The following is a 24,080-nucleotide window of genomic DNA, read 5'->3' on the forward strand; positions in this document are numbered from 1 at the left end:
GCGTCCGGAGCCCGCGGGTGCGGATCGGCCGCGGTGCGCAGAAGGCGCACGGAAGGCGCAGGGAAGATCGTCTTCGCCCGTCGGATTCCTGCGCATCAGCGGACAAACAGGCCATAGTGGTATAAGGGTGAACTGATGGAATCAGCGCGAAAGGACAGCGCCGGATCCCCGTCCGTGGGACCGGGGGATCTCTTCGACGCGTCCACCGACGCGGCCGCGGTGATCTCGGAACACGGCATCGTCGTCGGCTGGACCCGCTGTGCCACGGCACTGCTCGGCTACCCGGCGGCCGAGGTCGTCGGCGGCTCGGCCGTGGGCCTGGTGGCCATGCCCGAGGACCCCGCGCGGCTCGCCGGCATCGCGGAGCGGTGCCGCGCCGGGAACGGCTGGAGCGGGCGGATCACCGCACGCCACCGGGACGGCCGCGCCCTCGACGTCGACGTGCGCGTCTCCGCGTCCTTCCGCATCGGCGCGGACGAGTGCTTCCTGGTCTCGGCGCGCGAACGGCGCACGGAGTGGACCATGGGCCGGGCCGTCCTCGACGGTTTCCTCACCCGCGCCCCGGTCGGCATGGCCGTCATGGACCCGCAGCTGCGCTACGTATGGCTGAACGACACCCTGGAACACTTCGGCGGTGTGCCCCGCGAGCAGCGGCTGGGACGCCGTCTGAGCGACCTGCTGCCCGGCCTGCAGGCAGAGGCCCTGGAGGGGCTGATGCGCAAGGTGTTCGCGACGGGACTGCCGGTGACCGACTACGAGTACGAGGGCTGGAGCTGGGCCGACCCGCACCGCCGGCACGCCTACTCGACCTCGTTCTTCCCCCTCGTCGACATCGACGGCACCATCAACGGCGTCTGCTACATGGTCCAGGACGTCACCGAGCGCTGGCACGCCCGCCAGCTCCTGACCCTGGTCAACGAGGCCGGCACCAGCATCGGACGGACGCTCGACGTGGTGCGCACCGCCCAGGAACTCGCCGACTTCGCCGTCCCCCGCTTCGCGGACTTCGTCGTCGTCGACCTGCTGGAACCCGTGCTCAGCACCGAGGGCCACGGAGCCTGGCTGCCCGACGCCGGCCCCGCGCCCGCCCGGCCGGTCATGTGCCGCGCCGCGCTGCGCTCGGTGCGCGAAGGCTGCCCCGAGGCCGTCGCCCGGGTCGGCGACACGGTCGATTTCGTCCCGCCGCCCCACGACGCGAACCTGCTGATCGGCGGCGAGCCGCTGCTCATCCCGGTCCTCGACCCGTCCGACGAGCTGTGGGTCACCCGGGAGCCCCTGCGGGCCCAGCGGATGCGGGAGTACGGCGTGCACTCGCTCATCGCCGCGCCGATGCGGGCCCGGAACACCGTCCTCGGCCTCACCACCTTCGCCCGCTCGCTCAACCCGGTGTCCTTCGGCACCGACGAGGTCCTGGTCGCCCGCGAACTGGTGGCGCGGGCGGCGGTGTGCGTCGACAACGCCCGCCGCTACACGAGGGAACACACGGCGGCCGTCACGCTCCAGCGCAGCCTGCTGCCTCCCACGCTGAGCGGCGGCACCGCGCTGGATGTGGCCTCCTCCTACCTTCCGGCGGACCCGTCCGGCGGCGTCGGCGGCGACTGGTTCGACGTGATCCCCCTGTCCGGCGCGCGTGTGGGCCTCGTCGTCGGCGACGTGGTGGGCCACGGCATCACCGCGGCGGCCAGCATGGGCCGGCTGCGCACGGCGGTCCAGACCCTCGCCGAGATGGAGATGCCCCCCGACGAGCTGCTCGCCCATCTCGACGACCTCGTGCTCCGGCTGAGCGACGAGGAGACGGCCGCCGGCACGGCCGCCCGTGCCACGACCGGCTTCATCGGCGCGACCTGCCTCTACGCCGTCTACGACCCGGTCACCCGGCGGTGCGCGATGGCCCGGGCCGGCCACCCGCCGCCCGTCGTCGTCGCACCGGACGGACACGCGGGCTTCCCGGAGATCCCCGCCGGTCCTCCGCTCGGGCTGGGCGGAATGGCGTTCGAGGCCACCGAGATCGAACTGGCCGAGAACAGCCTGCTCGGCCTCTACACCGACGGCCTCGTCGAGGGCCCCGACCACGACATGGAGCGGGGCATGGCCCGGCTCGTGGAGGTCCTCGCCCGCGGCGAGCAGGACCTGGACACGCTCTGCACGTCCGCCGTGCAGCAGCTCGTCCCCGTGCCGCAGCCCGACGACATCGCGCTCCTGCTCACCCGCACCCACGCCCTCGGCGCCGGCCAGGCCGTCTCCTGGGACGTACCCACCGACCCGGCCGCCGTCGGCGACCTGCGCGCCCGGGCCACCCGCCAGGTGCGCGAGTGGGGCCTCGACGAGCTGGCCCTGACGACCGAACTCGTCGTGAGCGAACTCGTCACCAACGCCATCCGCTACGCCGCACCGCCCATCCGGCTGCGCCTCCTCCGCGACGCCCACCTCACCTGCGAGGTCTCCGACTCCAGCAGCACCGCCCCCCGGCTGCGCCACGCCCGCAGCACCGACGAAGGCGGCCGCGGCCTCTTCCTGGTCGCCCAACTGGCCCTGCGCTGGGGCGCCCGGTACACCGACCAGGGGAAAATCATCTGGGCCGAGCAGGACATCCCCTGAGCCCGGATTTGCCTTCGAGTGCACTCCAGCGGACAGACTGACGCCGGGCAACCACCCGCACCACCCGTACCGAGGACAGAACAGGACGGCGGCAGCCGATGGCAGCGACCAGCAGGCAGGGACACCCCCTGCCGTACGACACCTACCGCGAGGCCATCGCCCGCGAGACCCTGCGCTTCGCCGAGGCGGTCAAGGGCGCCGACCCGGCCGGCGCCGTGCCCTCCTGCCCCGGCTGGACGCTGGCCGAACTCACCCAGCACGTGGGAGCGCTGCAGCGCTGGTTCGGCGCGCTGCTGACCCGGCTGGTGCAGGAGCCGCCGCGCAGCCGCGAGGTGGAGCTGGGGCTGCCGGAGGACGCGCGGGAGTACCCCGGCTGGGTGGCGGCCGGGGAACCCGCCGTCGCGGCCGTCCTGCGGGACACGGACCCCGAGGCGGCGATGTGGGCCTGGGGCGAGGACCAGCACGCGCGGTTCTGGGCCCGCCGGATGCTGTTCGAGACGCTGGTGCACCGGGTGGACGCGGAGCACGCCGTCGGCCTTCAGGCGTGGGACATCGACTCCGCGCTCGCGGCGGACGGCGTGGACGAGTTCCTCGTCAATCTGCCCTACGCGGGCCTTTTCGCCCCCGGCGTGACCGAACTGCGCGGCACCGGCGAGACCCTCGCCTTCCACAGCGCGGACACCGGTGAGGAATGGCGCGTGCGGCTGGACCCGGACGGCTTCCGCCTGGTGCCGCAGGACCAGGACGAGGCCACGGCGGCCGTGCGCGGGCGGGCGGCGGACCTCCTGCTGCTCCTCTACGGGCGCCGCTCGTACCAGGAGTCCGCCTACGAGGTCCTGGGAGCGACCGCGGTCCTCGACAACTGGTTCGCCCACACCGGTTTCTGACGCTCATCCGGGCGGCTCCGGCGCGGACGGCTCCCCGGGCAGCAGGCACACCGCGAGCGCCGCGGTGTCGTCCTGCAGCCCGCGGGGGCTGTGGGCCAGCAGATCGTCGTGGAGGCGCGCGAGCAACTCCCGGGGTGGCAGCGGGCCCCAGGAACGGACGCGGTCGAGCAGGGGGTAGAAGACGCCCGACGCGTCCCGCGTCTCCGTGACGCCGTCCGTGTACAGCAGCAGCTGATCGCCGGGCCGGAACGGGTAGACGTCGACGTGGTACGGCTCCTGGACCAGCACGCCGAGGTTCAGCGGCGGCGCCGACCGTCCGTTGTCCAGCTCGCGCACCTGACCGGCATGCAGGCACAGTGGCGGCGGATGGCCGCAGTTGACCATGTAGACGAGCCCGCCGTCGGCCGGGATCTCGGCGAAGACCGCGGTGACGAACCGCTCGACCGTCTCGGTCCCGCCGAGCTGCTCCGCCCTGCGGATCATGCTCGTCTCCAGCCGGGTGGCGAGCGCGGCCAGATCGGGTTCCTCGTACGCCGCCTCCCGGAACGCGCCGAGCAGGCTGGCGGCGGTCTCCACCGCGAGCAGGCCCTTGCCGCGCACGTCGCCGATGAGCAGCCGGACCCCGTACCCGGTGGGGACGGCCTCGAAGAGGTCACCGCCGATCCGCGCCTCCGCGGCGGCGGACAGGTACAGGCTCTCCAGCAGGAGATGGCCGATCCGGTGCGGTACCGGCCGCAGCAGCACGCGCTGCGCGATCTCGGCCACGAACCGCACGTCGGCCAGCGTGCGCTCGCGCTGGATCCGGTGCGCGGCCAGGATCGTGCCGAGGGCGCCCACCAGAGCGGTACAGATGTAGGAGGCGACGTAGTGCCGGTCCCACAGATAGCCGACGGACCGGCCCGCACAGCACGGGGTGCCGGCCAGCACCCCTTCGAGGACCATGGCGAACACCGTGGCCCCGGCCACGCCCACCGGCCCGTAGCCGAAGGCGGTCACCAGCGGCACCCCGATCAGCGCGAAACTCACCGGCCACTCCACCGGAGTGAGGGGCTCCAGCGCCAGTACGGCCACGACGTACAGGAGCGGCAGCCAGCACAGCCACAGCGGAGCCGCAGGCACACCGGCTCCGGCCCCGCGGTGTGCCGTCCCCGGAGCGGGACGGCACACCTGACGGTTCGGCCTCTGTGGTCTACGCACCCGGGACTCCTGTCACACGACCTCGACAGCCGTCCAGCCTGGCGGGCCGTGCACCACAATCCCGGTGATTGCTCCACCGGGCGGCATGTTCCGGACGGCTCAGCCGGTGCCGCAGCCGATCGCGAAGACATGCAGGCCTCCGCTGTTGACGTCGGACGGCAGACGCACGTCGCTGACCTTCTTGCCCGGGGCCAGCGCCACCGGTGTGGTGGCGAACACGTACGTCCTGGTGCTGTCGGACACGGTGCCCGCATCGTTGCGGTAGGGCATCGTCACCGCGACGGTGTTGTCGGCGAGCGGGGTGGCGGCACCCGCGCTCAGCGTCCAGTCGGAGAAGGCGAGGGGCACCGACTGGGTCGTGCCGTCCGTGTAGGTGACGGTAGCGGTGCCGGAGGCCGGGCCGTTGTTGGCGGCACCCAGGAAGGAGATGCTGCCGGACCCGGACACCCGGACGGTCTGTCCGTTCGCCTCGTAGTTGTCCCGTGCGCCGGGCGCCACCTCGGGCCAGGTGAACGAGACCCCGCCGGCCGTGACCTTCCCGCCCGGTGTGACGCCCGCGGCGGCCAGGGCGTGGGTGGAGTAGCTGTAGCCCGCGCCGTCGAAGTTCGCCGAGGCGGCGGCGGTGTCCCCGGACGTTCCCACGCCGGTGTAGGTGGGCGAGCCCGGATAGGAGCGCGGCGCGGCGGAGGCGTCCGCCGCCCAGGAGGGGTTGGCGGAGGTGCCGAGCACATAGGTGAGGGTGCCGCCGGCGCCGAGGGCGCCGTCGGGCGCGTGCGCCTTGTTCCACGCCGTGCCGTTCCAGGTGGCCGACTGCACATACGGAGCGTCGTCCGCGGCGCCCGTGCCGTTGATGGTGAGGGTGTGGCCGGACGGCAGGGTGATCGCCGCCCGGGTGAAGAGCGGGCTGCCCAGCGCCAGGTCGGCGGTGCCCGGGGTCTCCGGATACATGCCGAGGGCGGACCACACGTACCACGAGCTCATCTCGCCCAGGTCGTCGTTGCCGGCCAGGCCCGACGGGTCGGCGGTCCAGATCTGGTCCTGGACCTGCCGGACGACCCGCTGGGTCTTGTACGGCAGGCCGATGTAGTCGTACTCCCAGGGGATGTTGAGGCTGGGCTCGTTGCCCAGGTTGGTGTAGCCGCCGGCGCCGGTCAGCGAGGACAGGTCCGTGTCCAGGAACTTGGCCAGGGCCGCGTCGCCGCCCATGGCGGTGGCCAGTCCGTGCACGTTGAACGGCACCATCGGGGTGTACTGCCAGGAGTCGCCCTCGACGAAGTTCTTGCCCGAGGTCGGTGAGAATCCCGGGGTCCAGGTGCCGGAGGCGTCGCGCGGCTGGACGAAGCCGCTGCCGTGGTCGAAGAGGTTCCGCCAGTCCTGCGCCCGGTCCGCGAACCGGTGCTGGTCGGCGGTGTGGCCGAGGGCTCCGGCGAGGGCGGAGAGGGCGAAGTCCGCCGAGTTGTACTCCAGTGTGGTGGAGGCCGGGCCGTAGTAGTTGCAGCAGCCGTACTTGCCGTTGCTGGGCAGCCGGCCGAGCTGCTGGAGGTAGTTGAGGCCGGGCCGGTTGTTGTTGGTGGCGGTGGCCTCGGCGATCAGGCCCTTGAGGGCGGCGGCGGTGTCGAAGTTCCTGGCCCCGAAGGCGTAGTAGTCGGCGATGATCTCGTCCGCCGGGTCGCCGACCATGACGTAGCTCTCGCCGTTGTTCTCCGACCACTTGGGGAACAGCCCCGTCTGGCGGTAGTCGTCGACCATCGACTGGGCGGTGTCGGAGGCGGCGGCCGGGGCGAGCAGGGCTTCCAGCTGGGCCTGCGAGCGGTAGACGTCCCAGCCCGAGTAGTTGGCGTAGGCGGCGCCGTGTCCCTTGTCGACGGTGTGCGGTTTGCCGTCGAAGCCGGGATAGCGGCGGTCGGTGTCGCTGATGACGTTCGGGTGCAACAGCGCGTGGTAGAGCGCCGTGTAGAAGACGGTCTGCTGTTCGGCCGTCCCGCCCGTGATCCGCACCCGGCCGAGGAGGGACTTCCAGGCGGTGTGTGCCGCTCCGCTCACCTGGGCGAAGTTCCAGCCGTGGTTCTCCGCCGTACGGTTGCCCACGGCGCCCGCGGCCGAGACGTACGAGATGCCGACCTTGGCCTGAATGGTTCGGTGGGTGGTGGTGTCGAACGTGACGTAGCCGTCGGAGCCGCCGGCCCGGACGGCGAAGGGGTGGGCCGCGCCGGGGACGACGCCGTGCAGCACGGGCTTGTTCGGCGCCTCCGGGGTACTGGCGGAGACGTCGGTCCTCGGCGTGGTGGCCGTGGGGGTGGCCAGCGCGGTGCCACTGTGCTGGAACGGCTGGTCGAACACCATGTCGAAGTAGACGGTGTAGGCGTTGCCCTCGCCGCAGAAGTTTCCGCTGGTGACGCTGCCGCGCACCTCCTTGCTGTTCACCACCTTGAACTGTGCGTCGGTGTCGCCGTTCTGGCTGTTCGTCAGTTTCAGCAGGAGGTTCGCCCGGTCAGTGGCCGGGAAGGTGAAGCGCGCCATGCCGCTGCGGGTGGTCGCGGTCAGTTCCGTCTTGACGCCGTTGTCCAGCGCCACCGAGTACGAGCCCGGTGAGGCGGACTCGTGGGTGTGCGAGAAGCTGTCCGTGGCGCCCGTGTCCACCGCGCCGACGGTCGGCAGGACCGGGATGTCACCGGCGGCCCGGCAGCCCGGTCCGGCGATGTGGGTGAGGCTGAATCCGGTGATGGACGAGTCGTTGTACTCGTAGCCGCCGCCGTCCGGCCGGTGCGGGGTGTCGGGGCTCCACTGGACCATCCCGAACGGGGCGTCGGCGCCCGGGAAGTCGTCCGCGGCGTGCGAGGTCCCGATGAAGGGGTTCACCAGGGCGGCGGGGTCCTTGACCGGCGCGGCCGTGACCGCCGTGGCGTGGGCCGGGGCGGATGCGACGCCCACCATCAGGGCGCCGACGGCCAGTACGGACGGGAGTCTGAAGGGGGGCAGAACTCGGGCCAGGAGCAAGCGGGTTCTGCCGTTTTCTCTGAGTCGGGTGGATCGTGTCATCGTGACCGTGTCCCTTCGACAACGTTGTCCCGAAAGCTGGCCCCTGCGGTCCCCGCTGTCAAGGACGCGCGATGAAGAACCAGCCGTACGGCGGCCGAAAGCAGTCAGAATCCGACTGGCGACACGTCACATGCACAAGTGCACCGGCGCGTTGAAGCGCCGGTGCACTCTCGGTTCACAGCGTCGGAACAGAGCCCGTCAGAGAATGCCCTCCTCCTCCGGTACGACCACCTGGTCGATCAGACGCTGGATCTGTTCGGCGGGCAGCGCCACCGCCATGGCCCAGTAGTAGATGACGAGGCTGAAGACGGCGACGACGCCGATGTCCCACCACAGCGGGAACCAGGGGTGCTTGAGCGGCCCGAAGTCGCTGAGGTAGACGATGAGGCCCATGCCGACCAGGTAGACCGGCAGCCACTGGGCGGCGCGCAGGTCGAGCTGGGGCGTGATGGGGTTCATCCTGAAGACACGGTTGGCGATCAGGACGACGTAGCCGATGAGGATGGCGGCGCCGAGCTTCCAGTCGGTGGTCCACCCCGACCACAGGATCAGCAGGTTGGCGACGACGAAGGAGAGCGGCGACATCCAGCGGCCGCCGGGCAGCCGGTAGGGACGGTGGGCCTCGGGCAGCCGGTCGCGGAACACCCCGAAGGACAGCGGCGCGCCCGCGTACATGAGCACGCTGGCGCTGGTGATCAGTCCGACGAGGGAACGCCAGCTGGGGAACGGCAGGAAGCAGACACAGCCGATCACGAAGGCGGTGATCAGTCCGACCCAGGGCACCCCGCGCCGGTTGGTGGCCTCGAACGCGGAGGGGACGTAACCGTTGCGGCTCAGGCCGAAGGAGACCCGGGAGGAGGCGGTGATGTAGATGAGTCCGGTGCCCGCGGGGGAGATCACGGCGTCGAGGTACAGGATCGTGGCCAGCCAGCCGAGGCTGATGAGCGTGGCGACCTGGGCGAACGGCCCGCTCAGGGCGGTGAACGCGGACGTCGCCCAGTGGCTGCCGATCTGCGAGGCGGGCAGCGCGGCGAGGAAGGTGACCTGGAGAAGGGCGTAGATGAGGATGCCGATGACGATCGATCCGATCACCGCGCGCGGGATGTCCCGCTTGGGGTTGGCGCTTTCGCCGGCGAGCTGGTCGGCCTGCTCGAAGCCCAGCAGCGCGAAGATGATGCCGCTGGTGGAGACGGCGGACAGGATGCCCTTGGCTCCGTAGGGGTTGAAGCCGTCCGCCGCGGTGAAGTTGGCGGTGTGGAACTGGGCGATGGCGAACACGAAGATCGTCAGCAGCGGGATGCCGACCTTCCACCACGTGGCGGCGCTGTTGGTGCGGGCCAGCAGACGGATGCTGAGGAAGTTCACGGCCGTGATGACGGCCATCAGCCCGACCGCGACGGCGATGCCGGGCGGGGTCAGCAGGTGTTCGTCGCTCTTGACCTTCTCCCAGCCGCTCGCCCAGGAGTAGTGCTGGGCGTACGTGATCATCGCCAGCACCTCGATGGGTGCCACCGTGACCGCCTGGAGCCAGGAGAACCAGCCGAAGGACGCGCCGGCGGCGCCGCCGAAGGCGTAGTGCGGGAAGCGGGCGGTGCCGCCCGCCACCGGATACATGCCGCCCAGCTCCGCGTGCACCAGTGCCAGGATCAGGATCGCCAGGCCGCCGATGGCCCAGGAGATGATCGCCGCCGGTCCGGCGGCCGCCAACGCCCCCTGTGCGCCGAACAACCAGCCGGAGCCGATGATCGAGCCCTCCGAGGCCCAGATCAGCCCGATGAACCCGATCTCGCGCCGCAGTCCTGGTCTGTGGGTCTTCGGACCGGGCGTCGCCCCGGACACGCCCATGGCGCACACCCCCTCACATAGGGTGATGTTCACCACCATCGTGCCACGCTGACGGGTTTTTGGCCGGGCGCGTACGGGGACCGGATCCGGGCCGCCCGGGCCCGCTCGTCAGCCGGCCGCGAGCCGCGGACCGGCCGGCGTGGCGCCGCTGACCGCCGCGCCGTACAGGGCCTGGGTGGCGGCGCCGAAGTAGGCACTGTAGGAGATCTGGGGAGTGTTGCCGCCCGTGTGGTAGCCGCCGATCACTCCGACGACGGCCCAGCCGCCCGGCCACGGGACGAGCATGGGGCCGCCGCTGGTTCCGTCCACGAAGGCGTCGCAGGCGATCCGCGGGAACGTACCCGGCTCGGCCGCGTCGTCGCTGTCCCAGCGGGTGGTCCAGCTCCAGCACTCCAGCGGCTTCTCCGCCCCCGCCGGGTAGCCGATCATCCGCACCGGGGCGTGGCGGTAGCCGGTTCCGGTGAGCAGCCGTACGCCGCCGACCGCGTCCTGGATCGCCGTTCCGTCCTCGTTGGGTTCGGTGACCGCGAAGGCGAAGTCGTACTCGGCCCCGGCGTGCACGCCCAGGTCGTAGTACTGCTGCGGGACATAGACGCCGTCGGTCCGCACCGGGAAGACCCCGAAGGGCTTGAGCGAGTCGTGGTACTGCGGGACGAAGGCCAGATGCCGTTTCGGAGAGGTGCCCGCATACCCCTTCAGACAGTGGCCGGCGCTCAGGACCAGGTCGTGCCCCGGGCTGCGCACGACGGAGCCGCTGCAGGTGCGGCCGGTCCCGCTGGCATCGGTCCAGAAGAAGGAGCCGGCCTGCGGGATGCCGTCGAAGCTCCGGCTCGGCGGGATGTACTCGCCCGGCCGCGGCCCGTCCACCGCGGGGGACACGGCCGGTGCCGCCGTACCGCCCTGTGCGCCCTTGCGGGCGTCGGCGGGCAGGGCGGCGGCCATCCGGGCCGGTGTCCAGTAGGCGTCGAGCCGGGCGGCGACCGGGTTGTGGCCGGCCGTGGTGCTGTCGGCGGATGCCGTCGTGGTGAGTCCGGCGCTGAGCAGAAGGGCAGCCGCGCAGCCGGCGGCGTGGCGGACGAATCTGGTCCCGAGCTCCATCAGTTCCCCTCAGGGCGGCCGCAGGTGACGGCTCACCATAAGCCCGGGGCAGCGGGAGTCCCAGGGTGCACGCCCGAATCCGGACGCCGCGTGCGTACGGCCGCTGACGGAGCATCAACGTCCGTCGGACTTCCCGGTGTACGAGCCGTGCTCCCCCCCCCGCTCAGGCCGAGGCGCGGGGCGGCGGTACGGCCGGCACCTCGTCGGCGCTCGCGAGGTCCTCCTCGGTCAGCCGGAAACCCTCGGGATACGCCTCGCGCCGGGCCCGCCGGGCGGGTTCGCTGGTGCGCCACATGTACAGGCAGCGAGCGCACTGGAGGACGTCCCAGACACCGGGGACGGGGGAGGAGTGGACGTGTTCGAGCCGTGTGCAGGCACAGCGCGGGCAGACGGTGCTCGTGGGTTCGGCCATGGCGGGTCTCCTTCGCGGGGAAGCGGTCAGCGGTGGGCGGCGAGGGCCTTGAGACGGGTGAGCCATTCGCCAGCCTCGGGCAGGTCCCGGACCGGATTGCCGTAGGTGCCGCGGCGGTCGGGTGCGACGGGCGTCGTCGCGTCGATGACGAGCTTGTCCACGATGCCCGGGGTCCGGGCCTGCGGTGCGAGTTCCACGACCGGCAGGCCCGGGACGGTGACCAGGTCCCCGGCCGGGTTCATCTTGGTCGACAGCGCCCACATCACCTGCGGCAGGTCGAACGGGTCGACGTCCTCGTCCACCACGATGACCGTGGTCGCGTAGCCGAGCCCGTGCGGCGTGGTCAGCACCCGCAGTCCCACGGCCTTGGCGAAACCGCCGTACCGCCTCTTCGTCGAGACGATGACGGCCAGTCCGTGCGTGTAGGAGGCGTTGACCGCCACCACCTCCGGGAAGTCCGCCCTGAGCTGCTTGAACAGCGGCACGCTCGTGTTCGCGGCGATGAGGTAGTCGCACTCCGTCCAGGGCATCCCGAGGTACAGGTGCTCGAAGACCGGGTCGGTGCGGTACGAGATCCGGTCGACGCGGATCACCGGCATGCTCCGGCCGCCCGAGTAATGGCCCGTGAACTCGCCGAACGGTCCCTCGATCTCCCGCTTGCGGCCCTCGACGACCCCCTCGATCACCACCTCGCTGCCCCACGGCACGGGCAGCCCGGTCAGCGGTGCCTGCGCGATCGGCGCGGGTGCTCCGCGCAAGGCGCCGGCGAGACCGTACTCGTTCTCCTCGTACTTCATCGGGGTGGACGCGGCGATGGTGATCACCGGGTCGTTGCCGAGGGTGATCGCGACGGGCAGGTCCTCGCCCCGCTCCTCGGCCGCCCGCAGGTGCAGGGCGATGTCGTGCATCGGCACGGGCTGGATGGCGAGCCTGCGCCGGCCCTTGACCTCGATGCGGTAGATGCCAAGGTTCTGCTTGCCACTGTGTTCCGGGTCGTCGGGGTCCTTGGAGACGACCGCGGCCTTGTCGATGTAGAAACCGCCGTCCCCGTCGTTGAGCCGGATGAGCGGCAGCACCCGGAACACGTCGGCGTCCTCGCCCTCCAGGGTGTTCTGCGCCCACGGCGGGTTCGCGCGCCACTCGGGCTCGACCGGGAACGCCTCCCAGCGCCGGGCGAACTCGGCGACCTGCTCCTTGGCGCCGGTCTCCTTGGGCAGACCGAGCGCGAGCGCGTGGTTGGCCCACGAGCCGTGCACGTTCATGGCGATCCGCGCGTCGGTGAAGCCCTTGACGTTGTCGAAGTACAGGGCGGGCGCCGCGTCGCCGAGGCGCGGGGCGGCGTTCGCCGCGGCGGCGATGTCGGGCTCCGGCAGTACTTCGTCGGACACGTGCAGGAGTTGACCCTCCTGACGGAGCGCGTCGAGGAAGCCGCGGAGGTCGTCGTAGGGCATCGGAACGTCCTTTGCTGGGGAGTCGGGTCCTTGGGAAGTGAATGAGGGGGGAACGCCTCAGCCGGTCGCGCGCAGCGCGCGGGCCGAGCGCATGCCCTCCCACCGCCTGGCCGCGGGGGCGGGCAGGTCGAACTGGTCGAGGATGCGCGCGACGACGTGGTCGACGAGGTCGTCCACCGACTGCGGGTGGTTGTAGAACGCCGGCATCAGAGGCACCAACTGCACACCCTTGCGGGCGAGTTCGAGCATGTTCTCCAGATGGATCTCGCTCAGCGGTGTCTCGCGCGGGACCAGTACGAGCCGGCGCCGCTCCTTGAGCACCACGTCCGCGGCCCGTGCGACCAGCCCGTCGGCGTACCCGGCGCGGATACCGGCGAGGGTCTTCATCGAGCAGGGCACCACGACCATGCCGTCCGTGCGGAACGAGCCGGACGAGATGGCCGCACCCTGGTCCTCCGGCGGGTACGTGACATCGGCCAGCGCCGTGACGTCGGAGACGGCCAGCCCGGTCTCCAGCTCGATCGTCGTCCGTGCCCAGCGGCTGAGCACCAGATGTGTCTCCACGTCCGCGAGCGCGGCCAGCTGCTCCAGCAGCCGGACGCCGAACACGGCGCCCGTCGCTCCCGTCATGCCCACGATCAGTCGCACGGGATTCGGCTCCTTCGGTTCGTCCGACGCGGGGGGCGTGCAACCATTTCGGTCACCGCCCTCTCGACGCTAGGTGCACATCCCGAGGCCGGCGGCGTACGCTGAGGACAGACCATGGACAAAAACGGACACCCGCACTCGACGGACCGGGTCGACATCCCCCCGGCCCCCTACCGTGCCGCCGTCGGTGCCCCGCCCGGGGCGGAGGTGTTCGACCTCTCCGCGCTGCCCCGCCGCGCCCACGGCCACGGCCTCGATCCCTACGCGGCCAAGCGACCCGCCTTCCACGAGCTGATCGCCCTGCGCGGCGGCAGCCTGCGCTGCTCGCTCGACTTCGGCGCGTGCGAGCTGACCGCGGGCGACTGGCTGTGGGTACGGCCCGGCCAGATCCACCAGTACGACTCCGACCTCGCCTCGGCCGAGGGGATCGTCGTGCTGTTCACCCCGGGATTCCTCACCCCGGCGACGGTCGAGGCGGCGCGCGTGGACCAGCCCGTCTGGCGCGCCCCGCTGACCCCGGCGGACGCGGACGCGGCAGCCCTGGACGCCGTACTCCGGCTGCTGCGCAGCGAGTACCGGCGGCTGGCCGACCTGCCGCTGGAGGTCCAGATCGACGTCGTACGACACCTGCTGTCGGTGCTGGTGCTACGGCTGTCCCACGCACACGGGCAGGGGGAGGCCGCGGCGAGCGGCACCGAGGCGTTCCGGCGCTTCCAGCGGGCCGTCGAGCGCGACTTCGCCCGGACCCACCGGGTCGAGGACTACGCGCACGCCCTCGGCTACAGCGTCCGCACCCTGACCCGCGCGACCCGGTCGGCCGTCGGCAGCGGAGCCAAGGCCTTCATCGACGACCGGGTACTGCTGGAGGCCCGGCGCCTGCTGTGGCATACCGACCTGCCGGCCACGGCCGTCGGCGACCGGCTCGGCTTTCCCGACGCGACCGTGTTCACCCGCTTCTTCCGGCGGCGGACCGGCGAGACACCGGCGGGGTTCCGGGCGCGGGCGCGGGGGAGGGCCGGACAGGGAGGGGACGCGTAGGTCCCGCCGGGCGGGAAGGGCGCGGCCCGCACCGGTCTTCCTGTCGCGGCGACGCAACGCCTGCGCCGGATACGCCATTTCCGCGAACGTGCCGACGAGGCCGGCCTCCTCGAGTCCCGCGGACGCCCGTCGCGCCGCGTCCAGCGACGGACCCAGCGCCTCGCGCAGGGCTCCGGTGCCTCCTCAGGACAACGCCCGGTGCGCGCTCTTCAGGGCGTCCCGGAAGTGGGTGACCTCCTCGCGGCTCAGGTCCTGGACCATGCGTCGCTCCAGTCGGCGGGCCGGTTCGGTGTAGTCGGTCAGCAGGCGGCGGCCGGTGTCGGTGAGGAGGATGACCTTCTCGCGGCGGTTGGCGGGGTTCGCCTCGCGGCGGATGAGGTCGCGGGCCTCCAGGGCGCGGACCATGTCGGCCATGGACTGGGCCGTGACGAAGGAGTCCCGGGCCAGCTGGGCGGCGGAGATGCCGTCGTGGCGCTCCAGCACGGTGAGCGCGGTGTACTGCAGGGCGGTGATGCCGGCCGGCCTGACCAGTTCCTCCAGGCGGGCGCGTACCACCAGCTCGGTGCGCTTGAGGAGATAGAGCAGGGACGGGCCCGCCTCCACGCCTCGCGCCGCCGGGGACTTCGTCGGGTGCGTCATGCGGCCAGCCTAAGGCATTGACAGGAATCCTGTCGGAAGAGAACACTGATGCAACCGACAGGATTCCTGTCGATCGACTCCCTCGGGAAAGAGGCGCACCCATGGATCTGCACGGCAAGGTCGCCGTCGTCACCGGCAGCGGTCGCGGGCTCGGTCTGGCCTACGCCCAGGCCCTCGCCGCGGCCGGAGCCGCCGTCGTCGTCAACGATGTCGACGCCGGCGCGGTCGACGCGGCGGTGGACGGCATCACCTCCGCGGGCGGGACCGCGGCAGGGGTCGTGGCCGCCGTGGGGGACAGTGAGGCCGCCGAGCGGCTCGTCGACGCCGCCGTGGGGGAGTTCGGGCGGCTCGACATCCTGGTCACCAACGCGGGCATCCTGCGCGACCGGGTGCTGTGGAAGATGACCGACGACGACTTCGACGCCGTCGTCAAGGTGCATCTGCGCGGCACCTTCACCTGCGCCCGCGCGGCCGCCGTGCGGATGCGCGAGCAGGGGAGCGGCGGCCGCATCGTGCTCATCTCCTCCCCGGCCGGTCAGCGCGGCAACTTCGGCCAGAGCAACTACGCCGCCGCCAAGGCCGGCATCGTGGCGATGGCGCGCACCTGGGCCATGGAACTGGCCAGGTCCGGCATCACCGTCAACGCAGTCGTCCCGGTCGCGGCCACCGAGATGACCAAGACCATCCCCGCTTTCGCGCCGCTCATCGCGGAGTCGGAGCGCACCGGCGCCCCTCTGCCGGCCTGGCTGCGCCGGGACGAGGGGCTCGGCACCGTGGCGGACGTCGCGGGCCTGATCACCTTCCTCGCCTCCGACGCAGCCAAGGACATCACCGGCCAGGCCATCGGCATCGGCGGCGACCGGCTGGCCCTGTGGGCGCACCCCCGCGAGAAGGCCGTCGCCTTCGCCGACGGCGGCTGGAGCGCCGACGCCCTCGCCGAGCACTGGCACGGCGGCGTGGGCGCCGAGCCCGAGACCTACGGCATCCCCGCTCCTCTGACACCGGAGGCATGACATGGGCGAGCCGACGATCGATGTCAGTACGCTGACCGCCATCGACGTCCACACCCACGCCGAGGTGTCCAAGGACGGTCACGCCTCGCTGAGCCCCGAACTCCTCGGCGCCTCCGCCGAGTACTTCAAGGCGCACGGCCACCGGCAGCCCACCATCGAGGAGACGGCCGCGCACTACCGCGAACGCCGCATGGCCGCCGTGGTGTTCACGGTCGACGCCGAGCATGCCACCGGCCACCCCCGCATCTCCAACGAGGAGGTCGCCGAGAGCTGCGCGGCCCACGCCGACGTCCTCGTCCCGTTCGCCAGCGTCGACCCCCACAAGGGCCGGGCGGGCGTACGGGAGGCCCGGCGCCTGGTGACGGAGCACGGGGTGCGCGGGTTCAAGTTCCATCCCGGCCTTCAGGGGTTCTCGCCCGACGACCGGATGGCCTATCCGCTGTACGAGGCCATCGAGGAACTCGGCGTACCCGCCCTGTTCCACACCGGCCAGACCGGCATCGGCGCCGGCGTCCCCGGTGGCGGCGGCATCCGGCTCAGGTACTCGAATCCGATGCTGGTCGACGACGTGGCCGTGGACTTCCCCGAACTGCGCATCATCCTGGCGCACCCGTCGTTCCCCTGGCAGGACGAGGCCCTGGCCGTCGCCACGCACAAACCGTACGTCCACATCGACCTGTCGGGCTGGTCGCCGAAGTACTTTCCGCCGCAGCTGGTGCGGTACGCCAACACGCTGCTGAAGGACAAGGTGCTCTTCGGCTCCGACTACCCGGTCATCACGCCCGACCGCTGGCTCGCCGACTTCGCCCGCCTCGACATCAAGCCCGAGGTACGGCCGAGAATCCTTAAGGACAACGCCGCCCGGCTGCTCGGCCTGCTCAAGGACTGAGGCAAAGCACGCAGGGAAAGGACGGAGGAAGACGCCGTGTTGAACCAAGGCATCGGCTCCTGGCCCGCCCGCCGGGCCCGCAAGACCCCGGACCGGATCGCGGTCGTCCACCAGGACCACGAGATCAGCTACCGGGCCCTGCACGAGCGGGTGCTGCGCCTGGCCCACGCCCTGCGCGCCCTCGGGGCCGGCCGCGGCGACCGCATCGCCTACCTGGGCCCCAACCATCCCGCCCACCTGGAGACGCTGTTCGCGGCCGGTGTCCTCGGCGCCGTCTTCGTACCGCTCAACACGCGCCTCGCGGCACGCGAGTTGGCATACAACCTCGCCGACTCGGGCAGCACCGTCCTGGTGCACGCCCCCGAGCACACCGAGCCGGCCGCACTCGCGGCGTCGGAAGCGGGCGTGCGCCACCGCATCACCCTCGGCCCGGCCGGTCCGGACTCCCCCGGCTACGACGACCTGCTCGCCGGCGCCACCGCCGACCCGCTGGACGAGGCCGTCGCCCCGGACGACCCCTGCATGATCATGTACACCTCCGGGACCACGGGCCGCCCCAAGGGCGCCGTCCTGAGCCACGCCAACATCACCTGGAACAGCGTCAACGTCCTGGTCGACAGCGACCTGACCGGCGACGAGGTCACCCTGGTCGCCGCCCCGCTGTTCCACACCGCCGCGCTCAACATGACGTGTCTGCCGACCCTCCTGAAGGGCGGCCGCGTGGTCCTGCTCGGCGCCTTCGACGCCGAGCGCGTCCTGGAGGTCGTCGAGAGCCGGCGTGTGACGTACATGTTCGGCGTGCCCACCATGTACGACGCCCTCGCGGCCCGCCCCCGGTGGGCCACGACGGACCTCTCCAGCCTGCGCACCCTCACCTGTGGCGGCGCGCCGGTGCCCGCCCGCACCATCGACACCTACCTCGCGCGCGGGCTGGCCTTCAGCCAGGGCTACGGCATGACCGAGGCGTCCCCCGGTGTCCTCTTCCTGGACCGGGAGCAGACCTCGGCGAAGGCGGGATCCGCGGGCGTACCGCACTTCTTCACCGACACGTGCGTGCTGCTCCCCGACGGCCGGGAGGCGGCACCGGGGGAGCGGGGCGAGATCCTCGTCAGCGGGCCGAACGTCATGGCCGGTTACTGGAACCGTCCCGAGGACACCAGGGCCGCCGTCACCGACGACGGCTGGCTGCGCACCGGCGACGTCGCGCGGACCGACGACGACGGCTACGCCTACATCGTCGACCGGGTCAAGGACATGTTCGTCTCGGGCGGCGAGAACGTGTACCCGGCCGAGGTCGAGGCCGCCCTGCTGACCCATCCGGCCGTCCGCGAATGCGCCGTCGTCGGCGTGCCGCACCAGGTCTGGGGCGAGGTCGGCCACGCGGTCCTCGTCCTGGAGCCCGGGGCGCACGCCGACGCCGAGGAGGTCCTCGCGCACACCCGCGCCCTGCTGGCCAAGTACAAGGTCCCGCGGACGGTGGCCTTCGCCGACAGCCTGCCCCGTACGGCCTCGGGAAAGGTCGTCAAAGCCGCCGTACGGGCGTCCTTCCCCCACTCCTGACCCCAACTCCTGGAAAGGCGGACATCCCCATGTCCCAGCACGCCGACGGCCTCGACGGCCTCCGCTCCCTCGCCGGCCGCGACCTCGGCCGCACCGACTGGCTGGAGATCACCCAGGAGCGCGTCGACACCTTCGCCGACGCGACCGGCGACCACCAGTGGATCCACACCGACCCGCAGCGGGCCAAGGAGGGCCCCTTCGGCGGCCCCATCGCGCACGGCTACCTCACCCTCTCCCTGATCATCCCGCTGTTCGGCGATCTGCTGCACATCACCGGCATCTCCATGAGCGTCAACTACGGCCTGGAGAAGGTCCGTTTCCCCAGCCCCGTACCGGTCGGCGCGCGGATCCGGCTGCACGGCACCGTCGAGTCCGTCGAGGAGATCAAGGGCGACGGAGTCCAGACGCGGCTGGCCTTCACGGTCGAGGCGGAGGGCAACGCCAAGCCGGTGTGCGTGGCGCAGGCCGTCTACCGGCACTACGCCTGACCGCACGGAGTACGGGCCCGCGTCAGCGCCCCGGCCGCCCGCCGCCGGGGTCGGCACGCAGGCCCGCGACCAGCAGCTGGACCAGTCGGCGCGCGTCGTAGCCCGTGTCGCGCTCCGCGCCGATGCAGAGGTTGCCGACGCCGTGCATCAGATCGAGGGCCGTCAGGTCGGAGCGGATCTCGCCGGCCGCGGCCGCGGCGTCCAGCAGCCGGGCGCACACGGGCAGGAGACGGTCGAGGAAGTAGGTGTGCAGCGCGTCGAAGCCGGCGTTGTCGGACCGCAGCACGCCGGCCAGGCCGTGCTTCGTGACCAGGAAGTCCACGAAGAGGTCGATCCAGCGGGCGAGCGCGGCGTGCGGACTCGCACTGCTCGCGAGCAGGTCCGGACCGGCCTCCGCGAGACTCTCCACCTGGTGCCGGTACACGGCGATGATGAGATCCGCGCGCGTCGGGAAGTGGCGATAGATCGTGCCCACCCCGACGCCCGCCTGCGCCGCGATGTCGCGAACCGGCGCCTCCACGCCCGAGGCGACGAACACCGCCGCGGCCGCGTCGAGCAATGTCTCCTTGTTGCGCCGGGCGTCCTTGCGCCGGGCGTCCTTGCGCTGGGGCGGGGCTCCGCGCCCCGCGCTCGCGTCGCCGTCGTTCACCGCGTCGCTCCCTTCCTCGTGTGTCATCGCGTCCTCGTGTGTCATCGCGCGCCGTGCCCCCGTATGCCTTGCTAAACGGAACGACGTTCCGTATCTTCTTTTCCGGAACAAGGTTCCGTTTGCTCATGGTGTCAGAGCGACGGCCGACAGCCAAGCCATGCCCTGCCACCGCGCACCCCTCGTACGGAGGAGAACGGTCATGCAGTACCGCACCCTGGGCCGCACCGGCGTCCAGGTCAGCTCCCTCGCGCTCGGCGCGATGAACTTCGGCGCGATCGGACGCACCACACAGGACGAGGCCACCGCCATCGTCGACGCCGCCCTCGAGGCCGGGATCAACCTCATCGACACCGCCGACATGTACGGGGCCGGCGAGTCGGAGGAGATGGTCGGCAAGGCCATCGCCGGCCGCCGCGACGACATCGTGCTGGCCACGAAGGCGACCATGCCGATGGGTGACGAGCGCAATCATCGGGGCAGCTCGCGCCGCTGGCTGGTGACCGAGCTGGACAACAGCCTGCGCCGGCTCGGCGTCGACCATGTCGACCTCTACCAGATGCACCGGTGGGACCCGACCACCAGCGACGAGGAGACGCTGTCGGCCCTGACCGACCTGCAACGCGCGGGAAAGATCCGCTACTTCGGCTCCTCGACCTTCCCGGCCTACCGCATCGTGCAGGCCCAATGGGCCGCCCGTGAGCACCACGTGAGCCGTTACGTCACCGAACAGCCCAGCTATTCCCTCCTCCAGCGCGGTATCGAGGCCCATGTGCTGCCGGTGGCCGAGGAGTACGGGCTCGGGGTGCTGGTGTGGAGCCCGCTGGCCTCGGGCTGGCTGTCGGGCGCGGTCCGCGCCGGCCGGGACATCACCACCCACCGGTCGACGCTCCTGCCGGAGCGTTTCGACGCCGGCGTCCCGGCCAACCGCGCCCGGCTCGACGCCGTCGAGCAACTGGCCGAGGTCGCCGACCGGGCCGGCCTGACCATGATCCAGCTCGCGCTCGGATTCGTGACCGCGCATCCCGCCGTGACCAGCGCCCTCATCGGCCCGCGCACCCAGGCCCACCTCACCGCGCAGCTCGCCGCCGCCGACACCGTGCTCCCCGCCGACGTGCTCGACGCCGTCGACGCGATCGTCGCCCCCGGCGTCGACCTGGCCGCGCACGAGAAGTTCGACACCCCGCCCGCGCTGCTCGACCCGGCACTGCGCCGGCGCCGCTGACCGGCCACGAGCGAAGAGGCACGCCATGACACCCACACCCCGGCCCCGCTTCGGCATCATGACCGCCCCCATGCAGGTGACGTACGACGACCTCCTGCGGGTCTGGCGCGAGGCGGACACGATCCCCGAGATCGAGCACGCGTGGCTGTTCGACCACCTCATGCCGATCGCCGGTGACCCGAACGGCCCGGTCTTCGAAGGCTGGACGCTGCTCGCGGCCCTGGCCGCGCAGACGCACCGGCTGCGCCTCGGCCTCCTGGTGACCAGCAACCGTTTCCGGCCGCCGGCGATGCTGGCCAAGATCGCCACGACGGTCGACGTCGTCTCCGGCGGACGGCTCGACTTCGGCATCGGCGTCGGCTCACGGCCGAACCCGCCCGAGGCCCGCCGTGAGTACCCGGCACACGGCCTGCCCTTCCAGGACACCGCGGACGCCGTGGAGAGCCTCGCCGAGGCCTGCACGCTGATCCGCCGCCTGTGGACCGAGTCCGAACCCTTCGAGTTCCACGGCAGTCGCCACCGGCTCACCGGCGCCTTCGGCAACCCCAAACCGGTGCAGCGTCCGTATCCGCCGATCGTCATCGGCGGCCGCTCCGCCGCGACGCTCCGCGTGGCCGCCGAGCACGCCGACGTGTGGAACATCCCGGGCGGCGACCTCGACGACGCCGTCCGCCGCAGCGCCCTGCTCGACCGCTACTGCGCCGAGAGCGGCCGCGACCCCGCCGCGATCACCCGCTCGATCCACCTGCCCGTCTCCTACGACCGGCCGGGCACCACCCGGGACGCGATCGGCGAGGCACTCGATGCCGGCTTCCGGCACATCGTCCTCGGACTGCCGGCGCCGTATCCGGCCGGCGTCGCGCGGTGGGTCACCGACGAAGTGATCGCCAAGTCGGCCCAGGCGCCCGCGGTGCGGCCGGTTGTATGATCACCGGCAAGGCGGGGTCGTAGCACAGAGGTAGTGCGCCGCGACATCATCTCGGAGGACGTCGGTTCGAATCCGGCCGCCCCGCCCCCTCGCTCCGCCCCGGCTGTCACAGACCCGGACGCTGCCTTGTCCTGTTGATGTGCGCGTCTGCGCACCGGACCCGCGCGAGATGCGCCGGTGTCCGTCGGAAGGCGAATCAGCGAACGGAGACAGTGCAGAAGATCGTGGTCGTCGGTGGTACGGGGCTCGTCTCGTGCCACGGCCGCAGGAAGCGGTGCGGGACGGCCCCGGCCCGGCGTCCCCGCTCAGGCGCGACCGCGGAGCATGAGGTTCCAGTACAGGAACGGCAGACCGTAGCGCTTGAGGTACCACATGTCCCGGCGTTCGTGGGTCGTGTCGATGAGGGGCAGGGTGGGGCGGTGGCGCAGGGCGTAGTCGAACTCGGCCAGCAGCATGGTGTGCCGTGACGTGGTGATCGGGCAGGAGGAGTAGCCGTCGTACGAGGCGGGCAGCGACTCGGCGCCCGCGAGGCTCGCGGCGACGTTCCGGGCGACGACCGGTGCCTGTTTGCGGATCGCGGCCCCGGTCTTGGAGTTGGGCGACGAGCCGGCGTCGCCGAGGGCGAAGACGTCGGGGTGGCGTACATGGCGCAGGGTGTGTCTGTCGATCTCCACGTAGCCGGCGGGATCCGCCGGATCGGCCAGCGGACTCGCCTTGACCCAGTCGGGTGCCGACTGGGGCGGTACGACGTGCATCATGTCGAAGCGGACGGATTCCCTGGCCCCGGGCGCGTGGTCGACGACGACGGCGTCGCGGCCGTCCGGGTCCACCTCGACCAGTTCGCTGTTCCTGCGCACCTCGATGCCGTAGCGGGCGGCGACCCGCTCCAGTTCCGCGGCGAACACGGGAACCCCGAACATGCCCGGCGTGGGCAGCACGAGCACCACCCGGATGTCCTTCAGGACACCCTGCTCGCGCCAGTGGTCCGCGGCGAGATAGGCGATCTTCTGCGGTGCTCCGCCACACTTGACCGGGCCGGCCGGCATGGTGAAGACGGCTGTGCCCGAGCGCATGGAGCGGATCAGGTCCCAGGTCCTGGGCGCCAGTTCATAGGTGTAGTTGCTCGAGGTGTGCGGCTCGGTGACGGCCTGCGCCATGCCGGGCACCCTGTTCCAGTCGAGCTGGATACCGGGGCAGACGACGAGCCTGTCGTAGCCGACGGTCCGTCCGTCGGCGACGGTGACCGTCCGCTCCCCGGGAGCCACGGTCTCCACGCGGCCGCGGATCCAGGAGACGCCCTTCGGTAAGACGGACCGCTGCGGACGGGCGCTCGCCCGGGCGGGAGCGCGTCCGCCGCCCACCAGGGTCCACAGCGGCTGGTAGTAGTGCGTGGCGGAGGGCTCGACGAGCCCGATGTCGCGGATCCCGCTGCGCAGCAGACGGGCCGCCACGCTGACGCCGGCACTCCCCGCGCCCACGATCAGGACCTGGTGATGAGCGTCGATGGTCATGTACGGCTTCCCTCTCACATCCGTCCGAGCTAATGTACGTACATTAGCTTTCCATATGTACGTACACAAGAATGAGGACGGACCATGGGTCAGGACCCCGCTCCCTCCCCCGGCCGGGGGAGAATCCCGCTGTGGCGTCATGTGCGTGACGACCTCAGGGCCCGCCTGGCGCAAGGGGAGTTCGTCGACTCCTTCCCCGGCGAGAACGAGCTGGCCGCCCGGTACGGAGTCAGCCGGCACACCATCCGCGAGGCGCTGCGCGAGCTGCGGGACGAGGGCCTGGTCACCGCGGCGAAGGGACGACGGCAGCGACCGGCGGGCGAGGCCGTCATAGACCAGCCCGTCGGCGCCCTCTACAGCCTGTTCGCCTCGGTGGAGGCGGCCGGTCTCGAACAGCGCAGCATCGTCCGCACCCTCGACATCCGCGCGGACGCGCACGTGGCGGTGCGCCTGGGCCTGGAGGAGTCGACGCCGCTGCTCTACCTGGAACGCATCCGCCTGGCCGACGGGGAACCGCTGGCCCACGACAAGGTGTGGCTGCCGGCCTCGGACGCCCGGGCGCTGCTCGACGCCGACTTCGGCCATACGGCGCTCTACGACGAACTCGCCGATCGGTGCGGCCTGCGCCTCGTCGGCGGAGAGGAACGTATCCAGGCGGTGACTCCGACCGCCGCCGAGCAGAGGCTGCTCGGCCTGCCCGACGGCGTGGCCGCCTTCTCCATCGAGCGGCTCGGCCGTACACACGGCCGCACGGTCGAATGGCGCACCACCCTGATCCGCGGTGACCGGTTCAGCGTGGTGACCCGGTTCGACGCCCGCGCCGGCTACCGCCTCGACCCGGCCGGAAGCCGGTTCACGCACTCGGGGCGCAGCGTACGGCGGCCCGCTCCGGCGCGGTGACGGGGTGCTGCCCCGCGATGAGTCCGTCCTCGTCGCATCCCTGTGCAGTGTGTGGCCGAGTGGAGGAA

The 24,080-nt window shown here is 71.7% G+C and carries 20 protein-coding genes; 10 read left to right on the plus strand and 10 right to left on the minus strand.

The annotated features are described in order from the left end of the window. Positions 1-135 precede the first annotated feature (135 nt). Positions 136-2,598 (plus strand): SpoIIE family protein phosphatase, encoded by a 2,463-nt coding sequence (locus ADK64_RS41580; RefSeq protein ID WP_053667448.1) that lies wholly within the window; start codon positions 136-138, stop codon positions 2,596-2,598. A gap of 98 nt (positions 2,599-2,696) precedes the next feature. Beyond that, on the plus strand, positions 2,697-3,485 hold the full coding sequence (locus ADK64_RS41585) for a maleylpyruvate isomerase family mycothiol-dependent enzyme (protein ID WP_053667449.1): 789 nt from the start codon (positions 2,697-2,699) through the stop codon (positions 3,483-3,485). A 3-nt stretch (positions 3,486-3,488) separates the two neighbouring features. On the opposite strand, the gene ADK64_RS41590 is transcribed toward ADK64_RS41585, so the two are convergent. From ADK64_RS41590 to ADK64_RS41620, 7 genes are all read right to left on the minus strand, one after another. Beyond that, positions 3,489-4,604 (minus strand): PP2C family protein-serine/threonine phosphatase, encoded by a 1,116-nt coding sequence (locus ADK64_RS41590; RefSeq protein WP_234384938.1) that lies wholly within the window; start codon positions 4,602-4,604, stop codon positions 3,489-3,491. Between the two features lie 177 nt (positions 4,605-4,781). After that, positions 4,782-7,616 (minus strand): lectin, encoded by a 2,835-nt coding sequence (locus ADK64_RS41595; protein WP_234384939.1) that lies wholly within the window; start codon positions 7,614-7,616, stop codon positions 4,782-4,784. Between the two features lie 303 nt (positions 7,617-7,919). Continuing rightward, entirely contained in the window at positions 7,920-9,566 is a 1,647-nt protein-coding gene (locus ADK64_RS41600) for an APC family permease (RefSeq protein ID WP_053667451.1), read from the minus strand. 108 nt (positions 9,567-9,674) lie between these two features. After that, positions 9,675-10,664 carry a trypsin-like serine peptidase gene (locus ADK64_RS41605; RefSeq protein WP_053667452.1) on the minus strand — a complete coding sequence of 330 codons (990 nt, stop codon included), beginning with the start codon at positions 10,662-10,664 and terminating at the stop codon, positions 9,675-9,677. Positions 10,665-10,827: 163 nt separating this feature from the next. Further along, complete coding sequence (locus ADK64_RS41610; protein WP_053667453.1) at positions 10,828-11,076, minus strand: non-oxidative hydroxyarylic acid decarboxylases subunit D; 249 nt, start codon at positions 11,074-11,076, stop codon at positions 10,828-10,830. Positions 11,077-11,102: 26 nt separating this feature from the next. Continuing rightward, complete coding sequence (locus ADK64_RS41615; protein WP_053667454.1) at positions 11,103-12,527, minus strand: non-oxidative hydroxyarylic acid decarboxylases subunit C; 1,425 nt, start codon at positions 12,525-12,527, stop codon at positions 11,103-11,105. A 57-nt stretch (positions 12,528-12,584) separates the two neighbouring features. Then, complete coding sequence (locus tag ADK64_RS41620) at positions 12,585-13,175, minus strand: non-oxidative hydroxyarylic acid decarboxylases subunit B (RefSeq protein WP_053667455.1); 591 nt, start codon at positions 13,173-13,175, stop codon at positions 12,585-12,587. 114 nt (positions 13,176-13,289) lie between these two features. Here ADK64_RS41620 and ADK64_RS41625 point away from each other — a divergent pair, with 114 nt between their 5' ends. Beyond that, on the plus strand, positions 13,290-14,213 hold the full coding sequence (locus tag ADK64_RS41625) for a helix-turn-helix transcriptional regulator (RefSeq protein WP_053667456.1): 924 nt from the start codon (positions 13,290-13,292) through the stop codon (positions 14,211-14,213). A 183-nt stretch (positions 14,214-14,396) separates the two neighbouring features. On the opposite strand, the gene ADK64_RS41630 is transcribed toward ADK64_RS41625, so the two are convergent. Further along, complete coding sequence (locus tag ADK64_RS41630; protein WP_053667457.1) at positions 14,397-14,852, minus strand: MarR family winged helix-turn-helix transcriptional regulator; 456 nt, start codon at positions 14,850-14,852, stop codon at positions 14,397-14,399. A gap of 101 nt (positions 14,853-14,953) precedes the next feature. On the opposite strand from ADK64_RS41630, the gene ADK64_RS41635 reads away from it, so the two are divergent. The 4 genes from ADK64_RS41635 to ADK64_RS41650 are packed head-to-tail and all read left to right on the plus strand — an operon-like array spanning position 14,954 to position 18,802. Beyond that, positions 14,954-15,865: an SDR family oxidoreductase gene (locus ADK64_RS41635; protein WP_053667458.1), complete on the plus strand. Its 912-nt coding sequence runs from the start codon at positions 14,954-14,956 to the stop codon at positions 15,863-15,865. A gap of 16 nt (positions 15,866-15,881) precedes the next feature. Next, the gene (locus ADK64_RS41640; protein WP_159046474.1) at positions 15,882-16,754 is read left to right on the plus strand and encodes an amidohydrolase family protein; all 873 of its coding nucleotides are present in this window, start codon (positions 15,882-15,884) and stop codon (positions 16,752-16,754) included. Positions 16,755-16,790: 36 nt separating this feature from the next. Beyond that, positions 16,791-18,314: an acyl-CoA synthetase gene (locus ADK64_RS41645; RefSeq protein ID WP_053667460.1), complete on the plus strand. Its 1,524-nt coding sequence runs from the start codon at positions 16,791-16,793 to the stop codon at positions 18,312-18,314. A gap of 29 nt (positions 18,315-18,343) precedes the next feature. Further along, complete coding sequence (locus tag ADK64_RS41650) at positions 18,344-18,802, plus strand: MaoC family dehydratase (protein WP_053667461.1); 459 nt, start codon at positions 18,344-18,346, stop codon at positions 18,800-18,802. A 22-nt stretch (positions 18,803-18,824) separates the two neighbouring features. Here ADK64_RS41650 and ADK64_RS41655 read toward each other — a convergent pair whose 3' ends face one another. After that, a complete protein-coding gene (locus ADK64_RS41655; protein WP_078993161.1) occupies positions 18,825-19,478 on the minus strand; it encodes a TetR/AcrR family transcriptional regulator in 654 nt (217 codons plus the stop codon). A 172-nt stretch (positions 19,479-19,650) separates the two neighbouring features. Between ADK64_RS41655 and ADK64_RS41660 the strand changes: the two genes are divergently transcribed. After that, positions 19,651-20,673 carry an aldo/keto reductase gene (locus ADK64_RS41660; RefSeq protein WP_053667462.1) on the plus strand — a complete coding sequence of 341 codons (1,023 nt, stop codon included), beginning with the start codon at positions 19,651-19,653 and terminating at the stop codon, positions 20,671-20,673. A 25-nt stretch (positions 20,674-20,698) separates the two neighbouring features. Then, the gene (locus ADK64_RS41665; protein WP_053667463.1) at positions 20,699-21,601 is read left to right on the plus strand and encodes an LLM class flavin-dependent oxidoreductase; all 903 of its coding nucleotides are present in this window, start codon (positions 20,699-20,701) and stop codon (positions 21,599-21,601) included. Between the two features lie 305 nt (positions 21,602-21,906). On the opposite strand, the gene ADK64_RS41675 is transcribed toward ADK64_RS41665, so the two are convergent. Further along, positions 21,907-23,112, minus strand: coding sequence for an NAD(P)/FAD-dependent oxidoreductase (locus tag ADK64_RS41675; RefSeq protein ID WP_053667464.1), 1,206 nt, complete (start codon positions 23,110-23,112; stop codon positions 21,907-21,909). An 84-nt stretch (positions 23,113-23,196) separates the two neighbouring features. On the opposite strand from ADK64_RS41675, the gene ADK64_RS41680 reads away from it, so the two are divergent. Further along, complete coding sequence (locus ADK64_RS41680) at positions 23,197-24,012, plus strand: GntR family transcriptional regulator (RefSeq protein ID WP_053667465.1); 816 nt, start codon at positions 23,197-23,199, stop codon at positions 24,010-24,012. Positions 24,013-24,080 lie beyond the last annotated feature (68 nt).

Origin of the sequence: Streptomyces sp. MMG1121 (assembly GCF_001280015.1) — a bacterium.
Taxonomy (GTDB): Bacteria; Actinomycetota; Actinomycetes; order Streptomycetales; family Streptomycetaceae; genus Streptomyces.

Bases quoted from the DNA above. Each gene is read 5' to 3' on its own strand.
- ADK64_RS41580 (WP_053667448.1), top strand. From the start codon at position 136: ATGGAATCAGCGCGAAAGGACAGCGCCGGATCCCCGTCCGTGGGACCG.
- ADK64_RS41585 (WP_053667449.1), top strand. From the start codon at position 2,697: ATGGCAGCGACCAGCAGGCAGGGACACCCCCTGCCGTACGACACCTAC.
- ADK64_RS41595 (WP_234384939.1), bottom strand. From the start codon at position 7,616: ATGGTGGGCGTCGCATCCGCCCCGGCCCACGCCACGGCGGTCACGGCC.
- ADK64_RS41600 (WP_053667451.1), bottom strand. From the start codon at position 9,566: ATGGGCGTGTCCGGGGCGACGCCCGGTCCGAAGACCCACAGACCAGGA.
- ADK64_RS41605 (WP_053667452.1), bottom strand. From the start codon at position 10,664: ATGGAGCTCGGGACCAGATTCGTCCGCCACGCCGCCGGCTGCGCGGCT.
- ADK64_RS41610 (WP_053667453.1), bottom strand. From the start codon at position 11,076: ATGGCCGAACCCACGAGCACCGTCTGCCCGCGCTGTGCCTGCACACGG.
- ADK64_RS41615 (WP_053667454.1), bottom strand. From the start codon at position 12,527: ATGCCCTACGACGACCTCCGCGGCTTCCTCGACGCGCTCCGTCAGGAG.
- ADK64_RS41625 (WP_053667456.1), top strand. From the start codon at position 13,290: ATGGACAAAAACGGACACCCGCACTCGACGGACCGGGTCGACATCCCC.
- ADK64_RS41630 (WP_053667457.1), bottom strand. From the start codon at position 14,852: ATGACGCACCCGACGAAGTCCCCGGCGGCGCGAGGCGTGGAGGCGGGC.
- ADK64_RS41635 (WP_053667458.1), top strand. From the start codon at position 14,954: ATGGATCTGCACGGCAAGGTCGCCGTCGTCACCGGCAGCGGTCGCGGG.
- ADK64_RS41650 (WP_053667461.1), top strand. From the start codon at position 18,344: ATGTCCCAGCACGCCGACGGCCTCGACGGCCTCCGCTCCCTCGCCGGC.
- ADK64_RS41655 (WP_078993161.1), bottom strand. From the start codon at position 19,478: ATGACACACGAGGAAGGGAGCGACGCGGTGAACGACGGCGACGCGAGC.
- ADK64_RS41660 (WP_053667462.1), top strand. From the start codon at position 19,651: ATGCAGTACCGCACCCTGGGCCGCACCGGCGTCCAGGTCAGCTCCCTC.
- ADK64_RS41665 (WP_053667463.1), top strand. From the start codon at position 20,699: ATGACACCCACACCCCGGCCCCGCTTCGGCATCATGACCGCCCCCATG.
- ADK64_RS41675 (WP_053667464.1), bottom strand. From the start codon at position 23,112: ATGACCATCGACGCTCATCACCAGGTCCTGATCGTGGGCGCGGGGAGT.
- ADK64_RS41680 (WP_053667465.1), top strand. From the start codon at position 23,197: ATGGGTCAGGACCCCGCTCCCTCCCCCGGCCGGGGGAGAATCCCGCTG.